The following is a 22,226-nucleotide window of genomic DNA, read 5'->3' as shown; positions in this document are numbered from 1 at the left end:
TTAGTAACCCAGCTTCTGGCGCACACGCTCCAATACGGGTGTCGCAATGGCTTTGGCTTTTTCAGCGCCTTCCAGTAGCTTCTTGTCTATCTCGGCGAGGTTGTTCATGTAGTGGTTGAACAGCTCACGCTCCTTGGCAAACTTGCGCAGGATCAACTCATACAGCGCTTGTTTGGCATGACCGTAGCCGTAGCCACCATTCAGGTAGTTGTTGCGCATCTGCAGAATCTCCTCCGGAGAGGCCAGCAGGCTGTAGAGTTTAAAGGTGGTGTCCTCATCCGGATCTTTCGGGTCCTCCAGTGCGGTGCTGTCTGTCACAATGCTCATGATGGTTTTGCGCAGGGGCTTGTCGGCCTCAAATATATCGATGATGTTGCCGTAAGACTTGCTCATCTTCTCACCGTTGATGCCGGGTACCGTCATCACGGTTTCGTCGGTCTTTGCTTCTGGCAGCACAAAGGTGTCGCCGTAGATGTGGTTGAACGAGCTGGCAATGTCGCGGGTGATCTCGAGGTGTTGGATCTGGTCTTTGCCTACAGGTACGATGTTGGCGTCATACATCAGAATGTCGGCAGCCATGAGCACCGGGTAGGTAAACAGACCGGCATTCACATCAGCGAGTCCCCTGCGGCTCGACTTGTCCTTAAACGAGTGGGCATTGGCCAGCATCGGGAAGGGGGCGAAGCAGTTGAGGTACCAAGTCAGTTCCGTCACCATTGGCACGTCTGACTGGCGGTACAAAATATGCTTGTTTGTATCGAATCCGCAGGCCAGCCAAGCGGCGGCTACCGAGTAGGTGTTGTGGCGCAGCACTTGTGGTTCGCGTATGGAAGTAAGGGAGTGCAGGTCGGCAATGAAATAGAGCGCCTGCTCCTGAGACGATTTCGAAAGTTCGATTGCAGGAAGGATAGCACCCAGCAGGTTGCCCAAGTGTGGACGGCCTGTGCTCTGAATGCCCGTAAGGTATCGTGCCATAGTCGGGATAATGGTTTACAGCTGCAAAATAACGCAAATTGCTGAAAACACCCTTAGCCCGACTACGACAATTCTATACCTGATACCTTAAAGCTTCTTAAGGGAGTAATTTTTTGAGCCTTCTATTTCATTTTGCTGGCGGCTGAGCAGCTTCACTTCCGTGTCGCTCACCTGCATAAAATACATCGGGTCGATGTCGCCGGCAGTAGGTATAAGCTGTATCACCACGGCATCAGGATTTTGCTTGTTGCCTTTGGCTAAAAACCACTTGCCACTGCTGTTTACTATACTCTTGTCTGCGGGTTTGCCTACATAGATCTGTTTCATGGTGAAAGAGCCTTTTGAGTCGCCGCTAAGGGTAAGTTCGGTCTTAACGCCTTGGCAGTCTTTGCAAGCCAATGTGCCTCTGAAGGTGCCGCTTGGAGGTGCTAGTGCAGGAGCAGCGGCAGGGGCCTCTTCTTTTGCCTTTGCCGAACTGGCTTTAGGCTTCGTGCTTTTGCCTTTCGCGGGGGTTTTGGCCGATGCTTTCTTAGCGCCGCCACGTTTTTCTTTAATCCATTCCTCGTAACTTTTGCCTGACTGCGCCTGCACTTGTTGCAGGCCAAGGGTGAGTGTGAATAGGACGAAAAGTGCAATAATTGTTCTCATGTAGGTTCGGGTTTGTCTTTTGGGGTGAATCTATCAGAAAGTATACCAGTTTTGTATACAATCCCTCCGTTGTCTGGCTTTTCTTTTTTTAACTGTTGCTAAATGTGAATTATTGTGCTCCTTAAAGAAGATGAGGGAGAGGCCACAGTCGTAGTCTCACAAGTCAGGGATTGAAATACGGAAGACTAGCGGAGGGGTTTAAGTATCCAAACATTAGGCTTTCGAATTGCATCATTTCTAAGGCCTGTACGGGGCATGCCTCCCCATAAAAAGCAAATGACCAGGCGCTTCACTCAGGAGCAGGCACCCAGCCATTCTAAAAAATCAAATCAAATCTTATTGTTCAAAAATAAATTACATCATAGGCTAGTCTCGGTTTAAGTAAACAAATCAATCAATCTTATATCGTTTAGGCTGTTACCAGCTTTTTTGTTTTCTGTGTTTGGTATACCCTGTTCAGGTTGCTCACTGCAATAGCTAAGAGGATTAACGCTACGCCTAGCCACTGCACCGTCCATACCTCTTCATGCAGCACGAGGTATGACATGGCCACAGCCACCGGAAGCTCCGCAGAACTCAGGATGGCACTTAGGCCAAGGCCCGTGCGCGGTATACCATAGGCGAAGAACAGCGGTGGAATGACAGTACCGAACACGGCCAGCAGTACGCCCCACTTGAGCAGTCCATCACCCAACGACCCATTCACAAGGAACACCGGTGGGAAGATGCTCAGCACAAGTATAGTCGCACCTGTCAATAAAAGGGCACTTTTGGTGGTAGGGTGTAGGTCGTTGCCAGCCGCACCGTTAATTAACAGGAACACCGAATAACAAGCCGCCGCCAGCAGTCCGAAACCGATACCCACCAAATCAAAATCAGGTATAGCGCCAGAGAACAATCTGCCTGCCATGGCCGTGCCCACCAGCACTAGCATCACCATCACGACCTGCGACAGCTGTGGCATTTTGCGCTTGATCACCGCCTCCAGCAGCAGGCTCATCCAAGTAAACTGCATCAGCAGCAGAATGGCGATGGAGGCAGGCACCGTCTGCACGCACTTGTAATAGAAGATGCTTACTAAACCCGTGCTGGTACCCATCGCCACAAGCTTGAGTTTGTCCTTAGCCGTAACGCCAAGGCTGCGGTGCCCCATCAGCTGGCGCACGAGCACGATGCCCCAAAGTATGACAAAGCCAAAAAAGACCTGTGTGCCGGTAACGTCACCCAAGGTATAGCCCTCTTTGTAGGCAAGTTTTACGAATGTGGATAGTATGCCGAAGCTGCACGCTCCGAGAAATACCAAAAGGATGCCTCTGAACATAGCTGTCCCTTTTGAAAATTAAATAAAAAAATAAGGTATAGGGGTGGGCCGTCAGACCCAAATGGCGGAAATGGGTACTGTTACAGGTCGTGCAGGACGTACCCCGTAATGAAAATCTGTGTATGTGCTAAGTGTGCAGCCATTTTGTTTTGCAAGGCCGCAAAGATAAGGGCGTATTTATTTCAAAAGCAAATTTATTTGTAATACAGGCTATTCTTTGCTCTCCTCGGCCGCTACTTCTATCATGGTTTCGGCGGTGCGGTGGCCGAGGTAACCGTCTATTAGATAATGCGCTAGGTATAGCAAGGGGGTGAGGGCGACGGCAATGAAAAATTTATACATATAATTGATCGCGGCCACCGACATAACCAGCGAAAGGGGCCAATTCCCGAAAATATAGAAAGCCACAAAGAGCACGACTACACTATCGATCAGCTGCGAGACCAGTGTAGAGCCCGTCGCCCGAAGCCAGATTTTGCTGCTCCCTGTGAAGCTACGGAGCCAATGAAATACGGTCGCATCCAGAAACTGCGAGATTAAAAAAGCCACCACCGAACCAATGATGATGCCCAGCCCCTGCCGGTAAATGGAGTTAAAAGCAAAGTCGATATTGAAGGGGTTACCTTCGGCGTCTTGATTATTTAGCTCCAGCCAAAAAGCGGCAGGTGGCAGGCCTGTCACGATGGTGATGACTAGGAAGGCATATAGAATCAGGATGACGGTCAGAATGCTGACCTTCTTGACGCCCTCCTTGCCAAAGTACTCATTGATGATGTCGGTAGTTACAAACACGACTGGCCAAATGATGACACCCGCCGTGAGGTTGAAGTCGAACTTCTCACCCATAATACCGATCTGGGCACCCGACATCCCAAATAGTGCCTCCGCAGAAAATATTTTCACACCGATTAGCTCAGCTAATAGGGCATTGGCTAGAAAGATGCCACTCAGGACGAGGAAGAGATTGGTGCGTTTTTTCTCGAGGGAAGGAGTTGCCGCCATAGGTCGGATTTGCTTATCGCAGCAAGTTTACAAGTTCTGGTTCGCTAAATCAAATATACCTGTCAGCAGCTTTAGTCCATTAGGGTTTTCAGGCTAGGGATTGACTCATTACTCTCACCAAAAATTCCCAAGCATTCAATAAAAATAATTGATAGGTTACTAATAAATATAAAAATAGTTTTATTTAAAATTGGTAAAAAGCTAAATTGTTGTTTGCAATTTCCTTGTAATAACCATTCGCAACATTATGAAAAAGACATTTACAGGTGCTATACTACTGCTTTTGTGTTTTGGGTCGGGAGAGGCCTTTGCACAGGGTGGTATGCTAAACAAGCTTAAACAAAAAGCTAACAACCTAGCCGAGAAGGCTTTGGATAAAACGATCGAGGATAAAACAGGTATAGGCGGTGGTTCTCCAAATGAAAGTGCGGCTTCCAGCAGCTCCAACTCGGGCAGGGCAAGGAATAAAGGAGGTGAAGGCCTTATCTCGACGCCACCTGATGTAAAAGCCTTTCTGACGGATGCCGACAAAGCTTTTAAGGCCGGTACATATGGGGAGGCTCGCTATGCAGTGCAGCAAGCCATGCTAGGCGTTGAGCTGGAAATCGGACAGAAAATACTTAAGTCGCTGCCTGAGTCAATTAGCGGACTAAGCAAGGATGACAATGTCGAGCGAGTGGCCAGTAGCGGTTGGGGATGGACCGGGCTAACGATCATGCGCCAGTATACCGACAACAACGAGAAAGAGCTACGGGTGTTAGTGGCCAATAATGCGGTAATGCTATCGGCGGTGAACATGTACTTGGCCAACGGTGGCCATACCCAAACATCAGGCGAGCAGCAGAACTGGAAACAAACCAAAGTAAAAGGGCATCGTGCGGTGATCGAATATGATGACGCCAGTGGGTATAAGCTGACGGTGCCCATGGGGCAGTCATCGGTACTGATCTACGAGGGTGTCAACTTCAAAAACGAACAGGAGATGATGGCGGCGGCCAATAGTGTGGACATCGATGGGATAAAGAAAATGCTGGGAGAGAAGTAAGAAATTTTTAATATGAAAAATAACATGAAAACTATAGCTACTCTATTCCTGCTCACTTTCCTGCCTCTTGCAGCGTTTAGTCAGGATTTCAGCAAAAGCCTAGCAGAGGCAAAAACCTCTTATACCTCAGGTGATCTGAGCAGTTCGCGCTTTGCAATGGAACAGATGCTCCGTAGCCTCGATGCGGAAATTGGTAAGGAAATACTCAAGATGCTTCCGGTGAAAATGGAAGACCGCAGTCCTAATCTGAAAGAAGATGATGTAACCGGTGGCGGTTCAGGTATGGGCATGGGCTTGTTCGTGCACCGTAGCTATGGGCCAGCTTCCAATCAGGTCACGGTGGACATCATCAACAATTCACCACTGATCAACTCGCTACAGGCGGTACTGGCTTTGCCATTTATAGGCAATTCCGGTGATGGTAGCCAGAAGGTGGTGAAGGTGCAAGGCTACAAAGCGGTGCTGAATAAAGTGGAGGGTATGGAAGGAACTCCATCTGGGTATGAACTGCAAATTCCTTTGCAGAACACACTATTGACCCTTACTGCCGACAACGCAAAAGAGGACAGCATCCTGAAAATGGCCAATAGCCTGCCACTCGATAAAATAGCGCAAATGGCACATTAGCTAGGTATAGCTACATCTTATTCGCGCACACAAAAGATGCTCCCCTCAACAGCTAGATCAGTTCTCGGGAAGATTTCCTGTGCTTCTGTAAGCAGGGGTGTTAGGTTTTTGTAGCGCACCGAGAAGTGGCCCAGTAGCAAGTGGCGCACCTGTGCGGCGACGGCCATTTCAGCAGCCTGTCGGGCGGTGCTGTGGAAGGTATAGTGCGCCCGATCTCGTAGTTCATCGGTGAAGGTGGCTTCGTGGTAGAGCAGGTCCACGCCTTTCAGATAGGGGAGTAGGTCTGGTTTATACCTGCTGTCTGCACAGTAAGCGTAGCTGCGGCTGCGCTTCGGCTCCAGTGTTACTACGGAGTTGCGCACCAGCACATTGCCTTGTTCGTCGCGTATGTCCTCTCCCCACTTCAGACGCACCAGCTGTGGCGGCGTGAGGAAGCCGGGCAGGTTCTCTTTGATCAGTGGACGCGGCTTTGGCTTCTCGCGGAACAGAAAGCCACAGCAGGGGATGCGGTGCTCCATCGGAATGGTGTGCACCGTGATCTTTTTGTCCTCGTAAATTTTGCGGTAGCTGGTCGTGTCAAGCTCATGAAAAATAAGCTTGTAGCATAGGTTGGTGCCGGAGTACTTAAGTTGCAGACTGAGGATTTCGGAAAGGCCGGGAGGGCCGAAGAGATGCAGCGGCTGTGGACGGCCCTGCAGGTGCATGGTGGAGAGCAAACCTGCCAGACCAAAGTAATGGTCGCCGTGCAGGTGGCTGATGTAGATATTAGAAATGCGCTGATGCTTTATCTTGTAAAGCATCAGCTGCATTTGGGTTCCTTCTCCGCAATCAATCAGATGAAGCTGATTGTCGATGGTCAGCAATTGGGCGGTATGGTGCCGGTTTGCCGAGGGTGTGGCCGACGAACTTCCGAGTATCCTGAGTTCGAAATCCACAAAGTAGGTATAACTAGTCTTCCTTGTTGGTCAGGTCCTGCTCGATCTCGTGCAGAAACACGCGGTCAATCGCCTCTTCCACCGTAGGAAGGATGTTAAGCACAGACTCAAGTTTAGAGATTGTGATCAACTTCATCACGTGGTCCTGCAGGCTAGTCAGGATAAGCAAGCCGTTAGACGAGTTGCAAAGTCTGTTAGCGATCAGGATAGAGCTCAGTCCCGAAGAGTCAGTGTATTTTACGTTATTAAGGTCAAGAATCAGATTGGTGATCCCTTCAGCATTCAATTTCACGAACTCAGATTTTAAATCCGGAGCGATTGAAGTATCCAGTTTCTTCTCGTCTATCGTGATAATCGTGTAGTTTTCTTTCTTATCAATCGTGTACTTCATAGATCTACCAGTAAAGGATTTAAACGCGAATGTACCAAAATCCACGTTAATAATTCTAATTTTTCTTGTTAAAAATGTTTTCCACTATGTGATTCTCAATGCGTGAGAGCACATTATCATAACTCTCTTTATGAAAAGGCTGCCCTGTGAAAACCTCGTAAAGTTCGATGTAGCGGTCCGAAATGCTATTCACCACTTCATCGGTCATTTCAGGCACAGTCTGATCTTCTTTTCCTTGAAAGTCATGTTCGATCAGCCATTGGCGCACAAACTCCTTTGACAACTGTTTCTGCGCCTCGCCGTTCTGCTGTCGCGCTTCATACCCTTCGAGGTAAAAGTAGCGCGAAGAGTCCGGCGTATGGATCTCATCGATCAGGTATACCTCGCCGTTGTAGCTGCCGAACTCGTACTTGGTATCCACCAGTATCAGTCCGCGCTGTGCGGCCAGCTCTGTGCCTCTGGCATAGAGCGCCCGGGTATAAGCTTCTAATTTAATATATTCTTGCTCAGATACAATGTCTTTTGCCAGAATTTCTTCACGGGAGATATCCTCGTCATGCCCTTCGTCCGCTTTGGTCGTCGGGGTGATGATCGGCTCCGGCAGTCTATCATTCTCGCGTAGGCCTTCTGGCAAAGCTACACCGCACACACTGCGTTTGCCAGCCTTATACTCGCGCCAAGCGTGTCCAGCCAAATAACCTCTGATCACCATCTCCACTTTGTAGGGGTCGCAACGGTAACCGATTGTTACATTCGGGTCTGGCGTAGACAACACCCAATTCGGCACAATGTCCGAAGTAGCTTTTAGGTTTATGCTCGCTATTTGGTTTAAAACCTGTCCTTTATAAGGTATAGCTCTTGGCAATACCACGTCAAATGCTGAGATACGATCGGTGGCTACTACCGCTAAACGGTCCTCAAAATAATAAACATCGCGTACCTTGCCTCTATAAAATCCGGTCTGCCCGGCGAAGGAGAAGTTAGTTTCTTTTATGGCCTCCATTAGGTCTGTTGGGTTAGAGAAAGGCAAAGTTAAAATATTTTTGTCGCTGAGACTTATAAGGTATAGGTATAAATGTGAAATGCCTTCGCAGAAAGGATAATCATCTGAGTTGAGACATTGCTGTATACTCTTAAGTATAGCTATAGTTTTATATTATGAAATCTATTGTTTGTACATTATTTAGAATGTTTATCCAATGTTGGAACTTTCGATACTGGCGGGTCTTCGTAACGGATGATGTTATTTGCCATTCCTCTAAAAATAATAAAATGAAATGGTAGCATGGCATACCAGTACAGCCTGCCTGCCAAGCCGTCGGGTCGGAAGGCGGCCAGTTGCTCGAGGTAGTTTCCGTCGGCCTCGCGGCAAATTTTAAACTGCAGCCAAGCTTCGCCGGGTAGCTTCATTTCAGCATATAGCAAGAGGCGATACGCCTTGTGGTCAACGGCCAGTACGCGCCAAAAATCGATGGAATCGCCGGCGCGAACATCTGAGGGGTGCCGTCTGCCGCGCTGCAAACCTACACCGCCTACCATCTTGTCGAGCAAGCCGCGTATCTCCCACAGGAAGTCCGTCTTATACCAGCCACGCTCACCGCCAATGCGCAGGATGTTATCCATCACCTCTTCGGGGTCTCTGTTAAAGCGCATGCGCTGCCGGTCGGTGAGCACGCCATGTTCTGGAATTTGTACAAAATCCATGAAGTTGTTTTGCATGCTGCCACTCACCAGTGCATCCTTCCAACTCGACACCACCATGTTCTGCTCCATCTTGGTAAAAGCCAGATTAAGAGCACTCTCGTAACTCAAACACTTGTGTGGAATAAGTTGCTGTATACTGCTGTCTTTCACCACCGCATCGTTGCGCAGACTCTCCACCAGACTGCGGGCCAGCGCGTAATTGGTGCTCGTGACAAAGTACAGCCAGTAGGAGGAGAGCTTGGGTGTGAGCACCGGTAAAGTATAGATGCGCCGCTTCAGGTGTCGGACCTTGGCAAGTTGCAGCAACATTTGCTTGTAGGTAAGCACATCAGGCCCGCCGATCTCGAAACGTTTATCATAGCAGTCTTCACGGCCAAGTACGGCAGTCAGGTAAAACATGACATCGCGTATCGCAATAGGCTGGCAACGGGAGTTGAGCCAGCGGGGTGTCACCATCACCGGCAGTTTCTCCACTAGGTCACGGATGATCTCAAAGGAGGCACTGCCCGATCCGATAATGATCGCGGCCCTTAGCACCGTAAGCGAAGCTTTCGCCTGCGCGAGCACATCCTCTACCTGCCGGCGGGAAGTCAGGTGCTTAGACAAGTGATCATCATTGGCAATACCGCTAAGGTAGATGAGCTGCTTTGCGCTGGTCGTGTTGAGGTAGCTGACGAAGTTGGCAGCCGATTTTTTTTCAGCCGATTCAAAGTCCGCTGAGCCGGAGCCCATGGAGTGCACCAGATAGTAGGCCGCTTCAATATCCCGCGGCAGATGCTCTAAAGTTTCCGGATTGAGCAAATCTCCTTTTACCACTTGAATTTTGCCCTGCAGACTGTCAGGTACCTCGAAGCGGCGCGGGTCCCGGACAAGGCAAACCACTTCGTGCTGTGCTTCTATCAGCACAGGCAGGAGTCGTTTGCCAATGTAGCCGTTTGCGCCGGTCAGGAGTATTTTCATTCGTGTCTGTCAGGTAGTTTATACCTGCACAACAGGTATAGCTTAGGATTGTTATTCCTGAGTAATTATCTTATTCAAAGATAATGAATTAATGGGTATATCAGTCAGATATAATAACGTGTGTAAGTTGTTGTTATACAGAGTTGTTAAATTGATTTTTCGGTGATCTTAAAATTATTTAAATTAAAAATTTGGATTATTTAAAATGCTGCTCTAAGTTTGCATCATCAAGTCTGATATCCCTTGTGGGTATCGATTTATAAAGAAGCGTGGAGAGACAGGCTCTGTGAAACGCTAGCAACCAGCCTCAGGCAAGGTGCTAATTCCTGATTCCGGAAGTCCGGATGTATATAAATTGATAACGTTATGGAAAAGGGAACCAAGCCAACGCAACTTCTATTGTTTTCTACACCGGCAGCTCAACTACCTGTTATTTCGCATGCTTATACTTTCGCTACTACCCGCTGTAGCCGAATGTGCATGTGTTGTCGCTGCTGTTGCTAGCGCGACCAACTCCCATTGTATTGCTGCAATTACGCCGAGCCACAGGTATAGCCTGTGAGCAGACGGCTGTAGCCTCTTCTTCCTTCTTGTCTTAAAACAAGCTAATCTATTCTGTATTTTTCCAAATTTTAAACTAAACAACTATGTCTAATTCACTTCATTTCGAGACACTTCAACTACACGCTGGCCAAGAAATCGACCCAACTACCCGTTCTCGTGCCGTGCCGATCTACCAGACTTCTTCCTATGTTTTCAAAGACGCCGAGCACGGTGCTAACCTGTTTGCTTTGAAGGAGTTCGGTAATATCTATACCCGCATCATGAACCCGACCACTGATGTGTTTGAGAAACGCATTGCCGCTTTGGAAGGTGGTGTGGCAGCTGTGGCGGTAGCCTCGGGACAGGCAGCGCAGTTCATCGCGCTCAATAACATTCTGCAGGCCGGCGACAATTTTGTATCCACCAGTTACCTCTACGGCGGTACTTACAACCAATTCAAGGTTTCTTTTAAAAGATTAGGTATAGAGGCGCGCTTCACCGACAGCGACGAACCTGAAAGCTATTCGCAGCTGATCGATGAAAACACCAAAGCGATTTATGTGGAAACAATCGGGAACCCGCGCTTCAACATACCTGATTTCGAAGCCATCGCTGCAGTAGCCAAGGCGCATGATATTCCGCTGGTGGTGGACAATACCTTTGGGGCAGGCGGCTACCTGTTCAGGCCAATTGAGCATGGGGCCAACGTGGTGGTGGAGTCGGCTACCAAATGGATCGGCGGACACGGTACCAGCATTGGCGGTGTGATCGTAGATGGCGGCAATTTCAACTGGGGAAATGGCAAGTTTCCGCAGTTCTCAGAGCCGTCTGATGGTTATCACGGACTTAACTTCTGGGAAGTTTTTGGCACGGACGGCCCATTCGGCAACATCGCCTTCTCTATCAGAGCAAGAGTAGAGGGCCTGCGTGACTTCGGTCCGGCACTGAGCCCTTTTAATTCTTTCCTGCTGCTGCAGGGCTTGGAAACACTTTCTCTTCGCGTGGACCGCACCGTGCAGAATGCGCAGGCACTGGCCGAATGGCTGGAGCAGCACGAGCAGGTGGAAAGCGTGAACTACCCGGGACTGCAGTCCAGCAAGTACCACGGCTTGGCAAAGAAATACCTCAAGCGTGGTTTCGGAGGTGTGCTCTCTTTCAACCTGAAAGGCGACAAGAAACAGGCGGAAGTCTTCGTGAACAGCCTGCAACTGGTGAGTCACCTGGCCAACGTAGGCGACGCCAAAACCCTAATCATACATCCAGCCTCTACCACGCACCAGCAGCTGTCGGAAACCGAGCAGCAGAGTGCAGGTGTGACACCAACGCTACTGCGGCTATCCGCAGGTATAGAGCACCTCGATGATATCAAAGCTGACCTTGAGCAAGCTTTTGCCAAAGTAGGTCAGCAACATGAACAAACCGTTTTGAACGAAGCATAATGCCCGAACAATTAGTTTATCACTATCAGAAAAGATTCCAGCTGGAGTCTGGGTCATTTCTTCCCGGCTTCCAGTTGGCTTATACAACTTATGGACAACTCAACCAAGACCGAAGCAACGTGCTGTGGATATGCCATGCCCTCACCGGCAGTTCCGACTTCACCGATTGGTGGGCCGGGCTGTTCGGCGAAGGTAAACTTTACAATCCCGCTGACTGGTTTGTGATTTGCGCCAATACACTGGGCGGCTGCTATGGATCCACCGGTCCACTGTCGGTTAATCCACAGACGCTGCAGCCGTATTACCACAGTTTCCCGCAGCTCACCAACCGAGATATCGTGGGGGCCTTCGATCTGCTGCGGCAGGACCTAGGTATAGCGCACGTCCATACCTTGCTTGGCGGCTCGCTGGGAGGACAACAGGCGCTGGAATGGGCCATTTTGCAACCGGAGGTTTTCAGGAATCTGATTCAGGTAGCTTCCAATGCGCGGCATTCGGCATGGGGAATCGCCTTTAACGAAAGCCAGCGCATGGCCATCCGGCAGGACCCGACTTGGCAGACTAATTCGAGCGAGGCAGGTATAGCAGGTCTCACAACGGCCCGTGCCATAGCCATGCTTTCTTACAGACACTATACCTGCTACGAGGCAAGTCAGCAGGAGCCGGGCAACAGCATCACCGATAATTTTAGGGCAGCATCTTATCAGGTATACCAAGGCGAAAAACTAGCCAAACGCTTCAATGCTTATACCTACTGGCTGCTCTCCAAAGCCATGGATTCCCACAACATTGGCCGGGATAGGGGAGGAGTCAAGAAAGCTTTGGAGCGACTTCAGGCCAAAACGCTTTTTGTCGGGGTAGACACCGATCTGCTTTTCCCCAAAGAGGAGCAAGAGCAGCTGCATAGACTGGTACCGGACTCTCAGTTTACGCTGCTCCACTCCGGCTACGGACACGACGGCTTTTTAGTAGAAACGGTACAGCTCACGCAGGCCATCCGGGAATTTTATGAAACAGAAAAAGTAAAGCACATACACTATGAAAATACAGAAGTTTAAAAAACGAATCGGGCTGATAGGTTTCGGCTGCGTAGGGCAAGGACTCTACGACGTGGTGGAAGCTAACCGGCACCTTGGCTGGGAAATAGGAAGCATCTGTGTGAAGGACAAAGAGAAGCCCCGTACGCTGCCAGCATCCGCCTTTACCTACAATGTGCAGGAGGTGCTGCAGGATACAAGTCTCGATATTATTGCTGAACTGATCAGCGATCCGAAGGAGGCGCTCGCTATACTTAGGCAGACCCTGCAGCAAGGTAGAACGGTAATATCGGCTAATAAAAAAGTGATCGCCGAAAATTTGCCTGAGCTGATCAGTTTGCAACAGAAGTACGGTGGCGTACTGCTTTACGAAGCTTCCGTGTGTGGTAGTATACCTGTGCTACGCACACTCGAAGCCTATTATGGATCAGAGCCACTGGTGGAGGTGCGAGGGATACTCAATGGCTCCTCTAATTATATATTAAGCAAGCTGCACACTGAGCGAGGCAGTTACCAGTTCGCTCTGGAGCAGGCACAGGAGTTGGGCTTTGCAGAGGCCGATCCGTCCTTGGACGTAGAGGGAACAGACGCTTTGCATAAGCTCTGTATTTTGGCAGCGCATGCCTATGGGGTGCTGGTGCATCCGGATGAGGTACTTCACTTTGGTATCAACCACATTTCAGCGGAAGCTATAGAATTGGCCGCTGCATTCGGTTGCCGCATCAAGCTGGTGGGCTCACTTAAAGCAGTAAGCACAACGCAGGTCTCCTTGCAAGTGCTTCCAACATGGATACCTGAAACCGACGCCCTGTACGGGGTCGAGGCAGAATTCAATGGAATCGAGATAAATGCACAGTTTGCAGGACAGCAATTCCTGAAAGGGCGTGGTGCGGGCAGTCACCCGACTGGTTCGGCGGTATGGGCTGATATCACTTCAGCTGTACGCGGATACCGCTATACCTACCCGAAGCTGTGTGCAAGTAAAGCCGCCGTTGCAATGGGTGAAGAGCCGCTTACGCTGCTGTTGGAAAGTAAGGATAGGTTAAGTTTGGACCTTCTGAACCTACTGAAGGCTACGGCATTGTACCAATCTTCCGACTTGAGGCAGGCAGTAGTTTCTGTGGAACCGCAGCAATTGAAGCTGCACCAAGATGCATTGAAAAGGCAAAGGGTATTTGTAGCGGCTATACCTAAATCTATACCTTCTAAACATTTGTTTAGCGCTTTGACCAGTGCAACGGCAGTGCCTGCTTAATGAGTTTCTGGCCAAATGAAGTTACTGGGAAATATAGAGGCTGGTCCAGCTTTATTCTAAATTGAGCTTATAAGAATAATTCAATTTGCTTTATTTGACAATTTATCTATTATTTTGTACTTATTTTAAATAGAGCGTGTGTAATATGTTGCCAACTAGTTAGTTGAGAGATATGTTAAAATATTTGAATAAATAACGAGGATATTTTCGTCTGTTTCCGGTTATACTATCGTACAAAGATTATTCATGGACGATACATAACAAAACAGCGATGAAAATCAATATACCCTGGCTAGGCTCTCTACTCTTTATAATCATATTTTCCTCCTGTCGCTACGACAACGCGACCCCCATTCGTAATGTGCGGTTTGATCCGGGGTTGCTAAATCCGATTAAGGCAGCAGGAGGCTCCTGTATCAATCAAACTTATTATTATAAAGACGAGCAAAAGGATTTGGGTCTGGTCTACACTAGAAAGATACTGGTTGCTTTTACAGATGACTTAAGTATAGAACAGATCAGTGAGGCTACACAGCGCCACGGATTTGTGCAAAGCTTGGGACAGGCCGTGCATTCTAACTCTGCACGCTTATACCCGATCCAGTTAGTAGATGGCTTAAACTGTCAACAGGCGGAGGCGGCTATTGCTCAGATGGCCAAGGACCCTGCCGTAAGCTATGCTGCTCCGTTTTTTGAAACAGGCGATGGACAACTGCTGGGTATATCCAACGAATTTATCGTAACGGTGGAAGCTGGGCGCCAGCCAGCCAATGATGTGCTGAATCGGTTGGCCAATGCGACCGGTACCGAACTGATAACGGCTTTGAGCGAAGATACCTTTGTGCTGCGTGCCGACAAGAACTCCCGCGGAAACGCACTTGAAATGGCTAACTTTTTCCATAAGCAGCCGCTTGTAAAGCACGCCGAGCCCGATTTTGTAGTATCGCTCCCGCTGTAAAGATTTTATGTGTGATGGTTTTGGGTTAAGAGTGCGAAAGCCCCGGTTCTTTCTACAGAACCGGGGCTTTCTTTTTTATGCAGCTTTGCTGATTCTTAACCAAGGTATATGGCAGCGGCCTTATCACGCAAGTTGTAAGACGAGGCCATCACTTCGCCATAGGCACCGGCCGTACGGATCGCGATCAGATCGCCACGATTCGTTTCAGGCAGTACCACTGCTTTGCCGAAACAGTCAGATGACTCGCAGATGGGACCCACCACGTCATAGCGCTCCTCAGTGCCCTTGCTGCTCAGGTTCTCGATCTTATGGTAAGACTGGTACAGCGCCGGGCGGATCAACTCGGTCATGCCAGCGTCTAGAATGGCGAAATTGGTTGATACTCCTTTCTTGATGTAGAGCACCTTGGAAATGAGTGTACCACTCTGAGCAACTAATGCTCTGCCGAGTTCAAAATGAACCTGCTGATTAGGGCGCACCTCCAGAAACTGATTGAAGAGCGAAAAGTAAGCCTCAAAATCAGGTATAGGCTGATCGTCCGGGTTGTAGTAGTCCACGCCGAGTCCACCACCTACGTTGATGTGCTCCAACTGTACCTGCTGCGACTCGAACCAGTCCTGAAATTCGTTCACACGCGTGCACAAGTTGCGGAAAGCCGATAAGTCCGTGATCTGAGAGCCGATGTGGAAATGCAGACCGATCAGCGACAGGTTCGGCAGTGTTTTGAGCAGCGCCAGAACATCGGGCAATTCCCATGCGTTGATGCCGAACTTGTTTTCCTCGAGTCCGGTTGTGATGTACTTGTGCGTATTGGCATTCACGTTTGGGTTGATGCGCAACGCTATGCGGGCTGTTTTGCCTTTTGCCTCCGCCAGTTCGTTTAGCACGGTCAGCTCATGGCTCGACTCGCAGTTGAAGCAGAAAATGTCCTGATCCAGCGCAAAGTTTATTTCGGCGTCGGACTTGCCCACACCGGCAAACACCACATGGTGTGCTGGAAATCCATTTGCGATGGCGCATTTCACCTCGTTGCCACTCACGCAGTCAGCTCCAAAGCCCACGGCGCGCATCTCGTTCAGAATCGGGCTGTTCGTGTTCGCCTTCATGGCGTAGTGCACCTGAAAATTGTATTTAGCGGCCTCTTGGCTGGCCTGCTGCAGTGTCTGGCGCAACAGGTCGAGGTCGTATACATAGAAAGGAGTGGCGTGCTGTTGCAACTCCTGTACAGAAAGATTAAGCATTGTTGGTATTCCTTTCAAAGATGCCCTCATTCAATTGGATCAGGGATCTTTCTTTATCGGTTGTGTTAATCAATAAACTGATGTTATTCTTGCTCCCGCCATAGGAGATCATGCGAAGCGGAATATCTTTAAGTGACTCGAATATCTTAAGGCCTGAGCCACTGCGCTCCGCAATAAAATCGCCCACCACACAGATGATAGACTGGTCTTGGTCCACTTCTACCTGTCCGTACTCCTGCAGCTCACGGGTGATCTCCGTTAGGAACTTTGGGTTGTCAATGGTAAGCGATACGGCGACCTCGGAAGTCGTGATCATGTCGATCGGAGTCTTATACCTTTCGAACACCTCGAAAACGCTGCGAAGGAAACCATAGGCCAAGAGCATGCGCCCTGACTTGATTTTGATAGCCGTAATACCATCCTTAGCCGCTACTGCTTTGATGCCTCCCTGTCCGGTTTGGGCCGAGATGGTAGTGCCATGGGCTTCAGGCTGCATGGTGTTAAGCAGGCGCACCGGGATGTTCTTTTGCTTGGCCGGTAACACGCTGGAGGGGTGCAGAATCTTCGCTCCGAAATAGGCCAACTCGGCCGCTTCGTCGAAAGACAGCTCCGCGATCGGGAAGGTGTTTTTCACGACGCGCGGATCGTTGTTGTGCATGCCGTCTATGTCGGTCCAGATCTGTATTTCGGAGGCATCGGCCGCTGCACCTATCAGGGAGGCAGAGTAATCTGAACCACCGCGTTTCAAGTTATCCACTTCGCCAAAAGCGTTGCGGCAAATGTAGCCCTGTGTGATAAACAGGTTAGTATCAGGGTATTTCTCCAACTCCAGCTTCAGGTTCTTGCTGATATAGGCATTGTCCGGCTCCTCGTTCTCATCGATCTTCATGAAGTTGAGGGCAGGCAGCAACACAGAAGATATACCCTGCTCCTCCAAGAAGAACTGGAACAAGGCCGTAGACAAGAGCTCACCTTGGGCCAGTACGGCACGCTCCTCATAAATGGTGAAGAGGTCCAGCGTAAAAGAGCGGATATGGTCAAAATGCGTGGCGATCAGTTCGAGCGCCTCTTTCTTTTTTTCGTCAGTGGTGTAGAATTCCTCTACCACCTGTTTATATTTATCGTGCAGCGCATCTATGAGCGCGTTGGCTTCTTGGTTGGCATTCTGGTAAAGCTTCTCAGCGATCTGTACCAGCTGGTTGGTAGTACCCGACATAGCCGACAGCACTACGATTTTAGGCTCCCCGTCATGAATCAGGTCTACCACAGCTTTCATTCTTTCGGCCGAACCTACCGAAGTGCCGCCGAATTTTAAAACTTTCATCTAGTTAGTTTGAAATGTATAGTGTTTGAGTTCAGTATGTTTAAAGCCGCCCAGTTTATTATTGCTGCGCTGTTGCCCACCAATTGGGCATAAGCTGGCGAGGGGCGACAAAACTTACTGACTCTAAACTGCAAATTTAGTAAAAAATGAAGATTTTCGGGGGCTTTCTAACTGAAGCGCCTTAGAATATTATGAAAAGAAAAGGGGCAGCCCTTTGGGAGCTGCCCCTTTTTTAATTAAAGCAGTGTTTAAAGATTAATGCTTCATGATACGTGTGGTTGATTCTAGTCCTTCGCCCACGATTTTGAGGATGTACATCCCGCTCTGCAACTGCTGCAGCTGTAGCTCCATGTTATTGACGCCTAGTTCGAGATCAACGTTCTTAGACATCACACGGCGACCGTTCAAGTCATAGATGGTCATGGTGGCCGCCTGCGACTGTGGAGCGGTCAAGGTTACTTTCAGCACATCCGGGAATGGGTTGGGGTATACCTGTGTCACAAGATTATTAGCCAACCCGTCTGCCGAAACAGCGATTATGTTGCTGTAAGCAAACTCTCCGTCTAAGTCCACCTGCTTGAGTCTGTAGTATACGGTGCCCTGCACCGGCGTGCGGTCCACGAACTGGTACTTGCTTTCCAGACTGGTAGTGCCTTTGCCTTTCACCGTGCCGATCTTCTCAAATCGTTTCGCATCGAGGCTGCGCTCAATCTCAAAGCGGTCGTTGTCCTGCTCCGAAGCCGTGAGCCACTCCAAATGCGCTTGGTTGTTTCGGACATACGCCGTGAAGTAAACCAGCTCGACAGGGAGCGGGATGATGACAGGGGAGTCCTCTTGGATGACGAGCGTAATTGTGAGGTCTGTCTGATCGCCTAATGAATCTGTCAGCCTGATGGTTAACGCATACCTGCCGGTTACCAGCAGTTCAGGTTCACCTACTGTGAAATTACCTGTAATACCATCAAAGTCGACACCTGGAGGAACTGTTCCAGCTAGAATGACAGCTGCGATAATACCACCGTCAGGATCGACCGCAGTGGCAAGCGGGTCACCGCTGACATATTCGTCGCGGTACTTGAGCGGCGCGATCACGTAGGTGGCATCGCAATTTACAGTCACTGTCAGCTGATCGCTATCAACGACAGGGTCGCTGTTTCCGCAAGTGGTTGTTACGGTCCATTCAAATATGTAAACACCAGAAACTAAGTTATTGGCAGTAGCGCTTGGGCTTGTGCGATTGATAATTTCTACTTCAGGGCTGCCGCCTGGCTGTTGGACAACGCTCCAGTTACCTACTCCAGGTGAAGGAGAGTTTGCTGTTAATATGGCAACGTCGCCGCACAAGCGGAAGTCATCGCCTGTAGTCGCCTCACTTGGGTTATTAGTGGTTTCCACGGTAGCAGTTTGCAACAGTTGAGTTGTAAGACAGCTTGGGCTAGTGACATCTACAGAGAAAGTATAAGTACCATTGATAGGAAGGGCGCCAGACTGTACTGGTATAACATTGCCATTGCCTGTGAAAGAGGTGAGGAGCAAACGCACGCCATTTGGGTCTACTCTAAAGACTCTGTATGTATAATTCGCGTTTGGCTCTGTAGATACAAAAATTGTGGTCGTTCCGCCTACACACACACTGTTTTCTAATGCGAAAACAGGTCTGTCTATAGATGGTCCTGCGACAACAGCTGTGTAACGTGCTGTATCAGTGAATGTACAGCCATTAGCTGTGTTTGTGATAAACACGCTGTAAGTGGCATTAGTAGTAAGTGGACCTGTTGATAGATTGATAGCGGTACCAGTGCCAGGCACACTTGAGCCTACAAGCTCTCCAGTGGCTTCGTTCAGCAGCTGATAGGTATAGCCACTAACAGAAGAACTTAGCTGAAGTGTGAGAGAAGAGCCAGCGCACACATTGCTTGAAAGCGGCTCAACTGTATAATCTGTAGGGGGCTGGGGCAGTACTGTTCTAGTCAGTGTTTCATTCAGCACCGCTGTGCAGCTGGTGGGTGCATCTGTGCCGGACGTTAGTCTACTTGCCCTTACAGCTATGGTCACCTCAATTTCCTCAGCCTCCTCGTTGTTGATGGCGCCTGAGATAAGCGAGAGCGCATCACCAGTGCCTAGAACCGCTGCTCCCGATTCTTCTCCATCAACTAATAAGGTATAGATCACGCCTAACTGTGAGTTTGCCAAATCGACTGTGACAGTGCCACTGCCTCCACAAATAATATCAGGAGAGTCAGATGAAACCGTAAAGGTTGTGGTCAGCGGCAGACACTCTACAATGACAGTATCAGCAAAAGTGCTCTCGCACTGGTCAGTGGCTGTAACAGTTGCAGTGATTTCAGCCCCTGCAAATATTTCTGAACGGGCAAAGCCGGTGAGGCTCCATATGCCATCCGGCGGGATGACGATAGGTGTGAAAGGCGTGCCGGAAATATAGAGTGTGAGTTCAGCCCCGGCTGGGCCAGTGCCCGTGATGCTGGTGGCACCTTCCTGTATCGGGCCATTAATTGTTAAGCCTTCCACAGGGGTTTGAACAGTGGCCGTAACTGGCTCAGAGTCTTCGCTCTCTGTGTTGCCCGGTGCAGTTGCTCTGGCTGTGAAGGTGGTCCCTTCTGGAATTTCTAATCCTGTTACCGTCCAAAATCCGCTCGCATTTACCACCCCCGGCTCACCGACAGGCTCACCAGCCACATAAATTTGTACAGTAGTTCCTTCTGGTTCGGTGGAAGTGCCTGACACGGTAGTTGTAGTTCCGCAGTATTCACCCGTAATGACTGGCGCTTCGCTCTGGCAAGCCGTAACCGTAGCGGTGGTAGACTGGCCATAAGTGGCAGTAGCTGTTCTGGCTCTTACAAATAATTCATCGCCTTCCTCATAGCCAAGGTTTGCATTGAGGCTCCAAGTACCGTCGGTACCTGCCTGTACAGTATAGGCATTGTTGGCAGAGGTTACGAGATTGATTGGTCTGCCATTAAGGAAGAGCGTGACGAATGAGCCGGCAGCAGCTGTACCTGATACGGTTGTTGTGCTCACACATACAGGGGCTGTACTGATCGTAGGGGCAGGAGTGGCATTCGTCAGACCATAATATGCAGGAGCTGAAGGATTCGACTCGCAAGTAGTGCTGGTTTGCTGTGTTACTGTGAACTCCCCTGTACCGATACAACCGTCTGTTCCAGTTCCACCTTGAGGGCAGATCCTGAGTGTCCAACTTCCACCGGCATTTGCTGTTTCGGTACCAAGTAAAATACCATTACGGTAAACCCTGATAGTCGCATTGGGAAGTGCTCCTGATCCGGAGAATGAACGACCCTGAGCACCTATAGTAAATGTTGGAGCAGCCGTAACACATTCGGTCCCTATTACAATTACCGTGTTAGATGCTTCAGAAACTGGCCTGCCTACTGCTGTGGCAGTGGCCGTTATTTGGTCTCCCTCTGCCAAAGTTACACCAGCGGCCAGTGTGAGCGTCCACGTACCGCCTGCTAAAACGGTTGTGTTACCAATGACGGTTCCGTTGCGCAGTACAGTGATCGTTGTTCCTGCAGGCTCACGTGATGTACCTGTAATTGTGGTGGAGGCAGTAGTGATTGGAGAACTGATAACCGGAGCGAATGTTCTGATCTGTCCGATTTCATTTATCACTATATCATTGAGCGTGAGAGGGGGGAAGGTACTAATGATGTCAGTCCACGCTGCCGGTGCATTTTGGTTGTAGCTTCGGAAATCCACTCCGGCTACATCTACCACGTTGCCGGCATCTATCAAGGCGCTTTGGGCTAAATTCAAGGTATTAGCCACCATCCGAAGCGGGGTAGAAGGGGAAATCAGATTGTTAAAAGCCGTAATAGGAACATAGAAGTCATAGAAATAGTCTGGATTTCCTCCACCCGTGGAGGCTGCAACTGCTTTTTGAGAGAACTGGGTGGCAACTCCTGAGAATACGGTTTGCCTTGAGGTGCCTTCATGTCTTATAACACTCACGCCGAAATTAGACGACAACAGCACCTCGAATTCAAAGCCGGGGTTCGTACCCGTACCGGCAAAGCTGTTATTGCTATCTATAAGTATGCTATAACCTCTTCTTGAGGTTGATATCCCGCCTACTCTAAGTCTGAACATTAGGTTAGTGCCAGTATAGTACACTTGAAAAGGGGACGGAGGCGCAAAGTCGGTATGTCCTCCAGCGGTTCCGTTTTTCACATCTCCCAGCGGCTCTGTAGCTAAAGTAGGTATAGGGCGGTAAGGCACCTCGCTGATACCACCTCCTGTGTCTGCCGTACCGGTGAAGCCGCTTGCTGTCACGGAGATATAATTGTCTCCATTCGGATCAAGTATAAGCTCTCCGCTATTTGTTGCAGGCTGCACGATTAATCCCGGAGTGACTGTTTGGGCTGTGGCGGCAGTTAAAGATACCCAAGCGACGAGAGTTGTAAGCAGGAAGTTCCGCAGCAACGTGGCATGTATAGATCTTTTCATAAGATGAGGTAAAAGTTTGTTATAGCGTTAATTTTTGGTCAGGTAATAGACTCCTAAACAACTCCAATAAGACTAGACTTAATTGGTTTGGCTGTGTGGAGGGTATTGGGTTATACGAGGTGAGCTTTGAAAACTTTAGTGTACAATTTTGAGGCAAGATCGAGTGCGAGTCTGTTATATATTCTATTGGTATATAGAATTATATGTATTGATTAATTTTATAAAACACTGATAGTCAGCTGAATCTTGTGTTATGGGGCTTAAAGTCAAGCAGATGGGTAGATTTTGTTCAATAGGACTATATTTAGCCGATTTTAATCGGGAAATTTACTTGAA

The 22,226-nt window shown here is 49.2% G+C and carries 17 protein-coding genes and 1 riboswitch; of the genes, 6 read left to right on the top strand and 11 right to left on the bottom strand.

From position 1 onward, the window contains the following. From trpS to Q1A04_RS04505, 4 genes are all read right to left on the bottom strand, one after another. Nucleotides 1–975 (bottom strand): tryptophan--tRNA ligase, encoded by a 975-nt coding sequence (gene trpS, locus Q1A04_RS04520; RefSeq protein WP_299701817.1) that lies wholly within the window; start codon nucleotides 973–975, stop codon nucleotides 1–3. 87 nt (nucleotides 976–1,062) lie between these two features. Then, on the bottom strand, nucleotides 1,063–1,623 hold the full coding sequence (locus tag Q1A04_RS04515; RefSeq protein WP_299701815.1) for a copper resistance protein NlpE: 561 nt from the start codon (nucleotides 1,621–1,623) through the stop codon (nucleotides 1,063–1,065). Between the two features lie 409 nt (nucleotides 1,624–2,032). Then, the gene (locus Q1A04_RS04510; protein WP_299701812.1) at nucleotides 2,033–2,944 is read right to left on the bottom strand and encodes a DMT family transporter; all 912 of its coding nucleotides are present in this window, start codon (nucleotides 2,942–2,944) and stop codon (nucleotides 2,033–2,035) included. Nucleotides 2,945–3,154: 210 nt separating this feature from the next. Further along, nucleotides 3,155–3,946: a queuosine precursor transporter gene (locus tag Q1A04_RS04505; RefSeq protein ID WP_299701809.1), complete on the bottom strand. Its 792-nt coding sequence runs from the start codon at nucleotides 3,944–3,946 to the stop codon at nucleotides 3,155–3,157. Nucleotides 3,947–4,193: 247 nt separating this feature from the next. On the opposite strand from Q1A04_RS04505, the gene Q1A04_RS04500 reads away from it, so the two are divergent. Together Q1A04_RS04500 and Q1A04_RS04495 are read left to right on the top strand one after the other, a co-directional pair. Further along, complete coding sequence (locus tag Q1A04_RS04500) at nucleotides 4,194–4,991, top strand: hypothetical protein (protein WP_299701807.1); 798 nt, start codon at nucleotides 4,194–4,196, stop codon at nucleotides 4,989–4,991. A 24-nt stretch (nucleotides 4,992–5,015) separates the two neighbouring features. Next, the gene (locus Q1A04_RS04495) at nucleotides 5,016–5,618 is read left to right on the top strand and encodes a hypothetical protein (RefSeq protein WP_299701805.1); all 603 of its coding nucleotides are present in this window, start codon (nucleotides 5,016–5,018) and stop codon (nucleotides 5,616–5,618) included. A 17-nt stretch (nucleotides 5,619–5,635) separates the two neighbouring features. Here Q1A04_RS04495 and Q1A04_RS04490 read toward each other — a convergent pair whose 3' ends face one another. From Q1A04_RS04490 to Q1A04_RS04475, 4 genes are all read right to left on the bottom strand, one after another. Continuing rightward, a complete protein-coding gene (locus Q1A04_RS04490) occupies nucleotides 5,636–6,553 on the bottom strand; it encodes a ribonuclease Z (RefSeq protein ID WP_299701803.1) in 918 nt (305 codons plus the stop codon). Nucleotides 6,554–6,566: 13 nt separating this feature from the next. Continuing rightward, on the bottom strand, nucleotides 6,567–6,944 hold the full coding sequence (locus Q1A04_RS04485) for an STAS domain-containing protein (protein WP_007657896.1): 378 nt from the start codon (nucleotides 6,942–6,944) through the stop codon (nucleotides 6,567–6,569). 55 nt (nucleotides 6,945–6,999) lie between these two features. Then, nucleotides 7,000–7,947: a phosphoribosylaminoimidazolesuccinocarboxamide synthase gene (locus Q1A04_RS04480; RefSeq protein ID WP_299701797.1), complete on the bottom strand. Its 948-nt coding sequence runs from the start codon at nucleotides 7,945–7,947 to the stop codon at nucleotides 7,000–7,002. A 176-nt stretch (nucleotides 7,948–8,123) separates the two neighbouring features. Beyond that, nucleotides 8,124–9,608: an SDR family oxidoreductase gene (locus Q1A04_RS04475; protein WP_299701794.1), complete on the bottom strand. Its 1,485-nt coding sequence runs from the start codon at nucleotides 9,606–9,608 to the stop codon at nucleotides 8,124–8,126. Nucleotides 9,609–9,862: 254 nt separating this feature from the next. Further along, nucleotides 9,863–9,965, top strand: a riboswitch (SAM riboswitch). A 290-nt stretch (nucleotides 9,966–10,255) separates the two neighbouring features. Between Q1A04_RS04475 and Q1A04_RS04470 the strand changes: the two genes are divergently transcribed. From Q1A04_RS04470 to Q1A04_RS04455, 4 genes are all read left to right on the top strand, one after another. After that, entirely contained in the window at nucleotides 10,256–11,590 is a 1,335-nt protein-coding gene (locus tag Q1A04_RS04470; protein WP_299701791.1) for an O-acetylhomoserine aminocarboxypropyltransferase/cysteine synthase family protein, read from the top strand. Then, a complete protein-coding gene (metX, locus tag Q1A04_RS04465; RefSeq protein ID WP_299701788.1) occupies nucleotides 11,590–12,648 on the top strand; it encodes a homoserine O-acetyltransferase in 1,059 nt (352 codons plus the stop codon). Before Q1A04_RS04470 ends, metX begins: the two co-directional genes overlap by 1 nt. Next, nucleotides 12,629–13,882 (top strand): homoserine dehydrogenase, encoded by a 1,254-nt coding sequence (locus Q1A04_RS04460; protein WP_299701785.1) that lies wholly within the window; start codon nucleotides 12,629–12,631, stop codon nucleotides 13,880–13,882. The genes metX and Q1A04_RS04460 overlap by 20 nt, the downstream gene beginning before the upstream one ends. A 271-nt stretch (nucleotides 13,883–14,153) precedes the next feature. After that, nucleotides 14,154–14,840, top strand: coding sequence for a hypothetical protein (locus tag Q1A04_RS04455; RefSeq protein ID WP_299701782.1), 687 nt, complete (start codon nucleotides 14,154–14,156; stop codon nucleotides 14,838–14,840). A 95-nt stretch (nucleotides 14,841–14,935) separates the two neighbouring features. Here the strand turns inward: Q1A04_RS04455 and lysA are convergent, their stop codons facing one another. The 3 genes from lysA to Q1A04_RS04440 all read right to left on the bottom strand — a co-directional run bounded on the left by lysA (nucleotide 14,936) and on the right by Q1A04_RS04440 (nucleotide 21,890). Then, nucleotides 14,936–16,081 (bottom strand): diaminopimelate decarboxylase, encoded by a 1,146-nt coding sequence (gene lysA, locus Q1A04_RS04450; protein WP_299701779.1) that lies wholly within the window; start codon nucleotides 16,079–16,081, stop codon nucleotides 14,936–14,938. Beyond that, nucleotides 16,074–17,405 carry an aspartate kinase gene (locus Q1A04_RS04445; protein ID WP_299701777.1) on the bottom strand — a complete coding sequence of 444 codons (1,332 nt, stop codon included), beginning with the start codon at nucleotides 17,403–17,405 and terminating at the stop codon, nucleotides 16,074–16,076. The genes lysA and Q1A04_RS04445 overlap by 8 nt, the downstream gene beginning before the upstream one ends. A gap of 255 nt (nucleotides 17,406–17,660) precedes the next feature. After that, nucleotides 17,661–21,890, bottom strand: coding sequence for a T9SS type A sorting domain-containing protein (locus Q1A04_RS04440; RefSeq protein WP_299701774.1), 4,230 nt, complete (start codon nucleotides 21,888–21,890; stop codon nucleotides 17,661–17,663). Nucleotides 21,891–22,226: the final 336 nt, after the last annotated feature.

This window comes from uncultured Pontibacter sp. (genome assembly GCF_947499215.1).
Taxonomy (GTDB): domain Bacteria; phylum Bacteroidota; class Bacteroidia; order Cytophagales; family Hymenobacteraceae; genus Pontibacter.
The sequence above is the reverse complement of the archived record's forward strand: the minus strand, read 5'-3'. Positions and strand labels throughout refer to the sequence as shown.